This window comes from Vallitalea maricola, assembly GCF_036985595.1.
GTDB lineage: Bacteria > Bacillota > Clostridia > Lachnospirales > Vallitaleaceae > Vallitalea > Vallitalea maricola.
The window spans coordinates 1-222 of the sequence record NZ_BTPU01000178.1 but is presented as its reverse complement, the minus strand read 5'-3'; the positions used below and the strand labels follow the sequence as shown (position 1 = coordinate 222).

1 protein-coding gene is annotated in these 222 nt (G+C 31.1%); it reads right to left on the bottom strand.

What is annotated here, in order from left to right:
• Window positions 1–80: 80 nt before the first annotated feature.
• Window positions 81–222, bottom strand: a 142-nt coding sequence (locus AACQ14_RS24805) for a DALR anticodon-binding domain-containing protein (protein WP_353514034.1), incomplete at its 5' end; no start/stop codon positions are given.

The following is a 222-nucleotide window of genomic DNA, read 5'->3' as shown; positions in this document are numbered from 1 at the left end:
TGAAACAACAAAAAAACCTACAGTCAAATTTATTAAACAATAAACTCAACCATAGGTCACTAAAAACATTACCACTCTATCTACATCTGCTCAGGCGCCTTAATACTTAACAAACTTAAAGCCTCCCTAATAACATCTCTAACAATACTAACAATCTCCAACCTAGCATTTCTCAATTCCATATCATCAACTATAATAGGACAGTTATGATAAAATCTATTA